The organism is Bartonella sp. ML69XJBT, assembly GCF_028618515.1.
In the GTDB taxonomy this organism is placed as follows: Bacteria; Pseudomonadota; Alphaproteobacteria; order Rhizobiales; family Rhizobiaceae; genus Bartonella.
On record NZ_JAQITB010000076.1, the window covers coordinates 1 to 3,128 of the forward strand.

4 protein-coding genes are annotated in these 3,128 nt (G+C 40.0%); all 4 read right to left on the bottom strand.

All coding sequences use genetic code 11. The features are described 5' to 3' along the window. Window positions 1-670: 670 nt before the first annotated feature. Complete coding sequence (locus PVV68_RS09865) at window positions 671-856, bottom strand: hypothetical protein (protein WP_273722036.1); 186 nt, start codon at window positions 854-856, stop codon at window positions 671-673. An 18-nt stretch (window positions 857-874) separates the two neighbouring features. Next, window positions 875-1,423: a hypothetical protein gene (locus PVV68_RS09870; RefSeq protein ID WP_273722034.1), complete on the bottom strand. Its 549-nt coding sequence runs from the start codon at window positions 1,421-1,423 to the stop codon at window positions 875-877. 20 nt (window positions 1,424-1,443) lie between these two features. Continuing rightward, window positions 1,444-1,809 carry a hypothetical protein gene (locus PVV68_RS09875; RefSeq protein ID WP_273782999.1) on the bottom strand — a complete coding sequence of 122 codons (366 nt, stop codon included), beginning with the start codon at window positions 1,807-1,809 and terminating at the stop codon, window positions 1,444-1,446. Between the two features lie 91 nt (window positions 1,810-1,900). After that, window positions 1,901-2,542, bottom strand: a complete 642-nt coding sequence (locus PVV68_RS09880) for a DUF6990 domain-containing protein (RefSeq protein WP_273783000.1) — start codon at window positions 2,540-2,542, stop codon at window positions 1,901-1,903. Between the last annotated feature and the right edge of the window lie 586 nt (window positions 2,543-3,128).

Genomic DNA, 3,128 nt, shown 5'->3' on the forward strand with positions numbered 1-3,128 from the left:
CCTCTTACTTCACACCGCAAATACGCATGCTCTTTTACAGGCTCCACACCGCACCTAACATCGATCACGTACACAGATAAGTAAAATCTTACAAAGGTCGTTTTAAAATATCAAGAATCCGCCAGAACAAGCTCTTTTAGACTTTAAGATCTCCCCCCTTACTTCACACCCCAAGTAAGGCATATGCTTTTTCACACACCCCACCCCAGCGCCTGACATGACGTCACACCCAGAGGAAAACAAAGCACACAGGTTGTTTTACAACATCAAGAAACACAAAACCAACTTCTATGCTGTAAGCTTACCCCTCTTTCTCTCCCATGACACAGCATTCTTTTATTGCCCTGTTTCATTGTCCAACCTTGTGGGAGGCAACTCCTTGAGAAAAGAATGATAGAATGCCACCATCGCTATAGTAAACAACACAGCAAGCGGTATCCCCAACAGAGAAAACAGACATGCATACGAAAAAAATGCACAAGGGTCGTTTTAAAATATCAAGAATCCGCCAGAACAAGCTCTTTTAGACTTTACAATCGCACCTTTCTTCCTCCACACCCAAAAGCACCCATGCTTTTTCACGCATGCACCCCAGCACATGATTCATACACACATACAGATGAAAAAAACTTTTATGCTTAAATCTCTCTTTTTCTCCCATAGCACAGCGCTATGTCTGCTCTTTTATTGCTTTGTTTAATTGTTTTGTCACATTGTAATAGGCTATGCAGCGCTTGAGAAAAGAATAATACAGAGCCACAATTGCTACACTTAACAAAACATCAAGGATAATCCCAAACTTAACCCCATAATACATGCCCATTACAATCAGAATTCTTGCACTTTCTGTAAGCATTTTTCCCTCCCCTTCTCTTTATGAATTGTCCTGTTGCTTGGTGAGTTCTTCCAATTTGCCGATCTTTTTCTTCACCTGAGAAGTTAATATTGCCCGCAGTATCAAAACAACAGGGGCTGTAAGACAAACACATACCGAAATCAAGAACAGCAGTATAAACAGCATAGTATATGCTTTAAACCTGTCAGGGCTTACAAGATGATGAGCGTTAAGATCCAACTCCTGCGCAAAAGCTCTATAAACATGCACTTTGAAAGCCATAATAATAAGAGATATCAAGAATATGCTGAGATAATCTTTTCGTGAAAAAGTGAGCCATTTTTTGTATAAAGCGGAGTGTTTTTCTGGCAAGAGCGCTAAAATTTGCTTTTTGATCTCACTCTTTTGCAGATCATCAAAAGGCTGTCGCTGTTCTTTCATCATGCTTTTATATTGTTTAAGCTTTGCATAGAGCCTGAAACGTTTGATAACAGAATAATAAGGGGCAACGATAATCATATTGAGCAAAAGAGCCAAAATCACAATGGTGAGAACTGTGAAAAAAAAGGCAGGTATGATAAGAGCCATAGCACCAGGACCCATGAGATTTACGTCCTCATCGATTCATCTTGTGACTCATTTGCTTGTTTTGACTGCTGTATTTTTTTCAATTTACGCTCTTTGATGCTGTGGATTCCCCAAAGAATAGGCAAAGGCGTGAGAAGAAAAAGCCAGATCAAAATGGGGAGTAGAAAAATCACATGCCCCATACCACCCCATTTTCTCCCTTGGAAAAATTCGCTCAAAGGCTTTGCACAAGCAGGCTCTTCTAGAGCCATCATGATAAAAAATGTGCAAAACATGATAAGAAAGTTGCCTAAGAGCATTTTATCCTTTTGCCATGAAAAAACGCTCAATACTCTCAATTGAAAGGCAGGTGTTTTTTTCTCAACGCCCCCGTTTTTCCCTTTCATTTTCCCCCCTTATTATTCATATTGCTCTAAAATTCCCTCTTGTTGTATTTTTTATAAAGCAATTGTTTCTTTTTCTCAACAACCGATTGCCTTAAGCACTCTTAATATCCATAAATTTAAGTTCCCCATCCACAATATAAAGAATATCGTAGCAATAATTTTTACCATCGACCTCACAGAGCGCTTTCTCTTCGCAGACAATAAAGCCCTGTTCTCTTAGTTGTTGTTTTTTCTCTTCAATAAATTTTTGATGCAAAGCCCTCTTACGATTGCACACCAGCGGATCACCGGCTCTAAAATATTGATAGCTGATCCCTGTTTCTTCTGGAAACAAGTTTATTGCGACCTGTTCAAGTAAATCATAATTGAATTGCTTAAGCCTTGCCACTTCTTGAGCCAACACTATAGCCCGTTCAAGATGCACTTTTTCGACAGAAGCATCAAAAGTTTTTTCCTGCAAGGCAAGTTGATCGCCTTCTGGAAAGCTTTTGCTATAAGAGAGCAAAGTCTCCACATTGCCAAGCAAAGCAAGGGCAGCCAAATGCCGCAAATCATAAGGCACCATCTTGTCTTCACCCTTGACCAAAAATAACGTATCCCTTTCCCATGGAGGCATACCATATTGAGAGCGCAACATTGCTTGGAGATCAACAGTCTCCATCGCCCTTTCTACAGCTGTCTCAAGCGCTTGCTTTAAGCGCCCCACAGAGACCTTTTCTGCAAAAATTTCCAACCCTTATGACCTTAAAATTCACTTCTCGATCTGGTAAAGTTGCAAAATTGCTGAAAAACTCGATAAACTACAGCAAAATACCATTCACAATCAAAACACGCCTCAAATTACCGATAATTTTTGCCCATTTCATTCTATAAAGAGTCTCCATTTCATAAGTCCGCTAACAACCGGTTCGCAAACGCTCTGCTTTTTGATACCCCCAGTTTTTTCAACAATGCTGTGGGTTTTGCCCTTTTGTAAACCTTTGCTTTTTAAAGGCGCGTGTTTTTTATAGCACGCAGTATGGGGCGTGAAATGTGGAGCATGGATTTTCCTGTTTGGTCCCGTGAGAAAAGCATAAAAAGTGGGTAGAGTGTTTAGATCGCTGTGGGAGAAAAATATTGCTGCAACAGAAATGTGCGTAAAACAGTAAGAAGAGTTTTTGTGGGTTATGATGGTGAAATTTTACTATCAGAGTGCCACTGCACATGATACATCGGTGTTAACGTTCTCTTTAAAACACACAGATCATGACAATCAGCTTCAAAAAACAGCCTTACCAATGAAATACTAGCGAGAGGGTTGCGTGCACAACGCAATAATG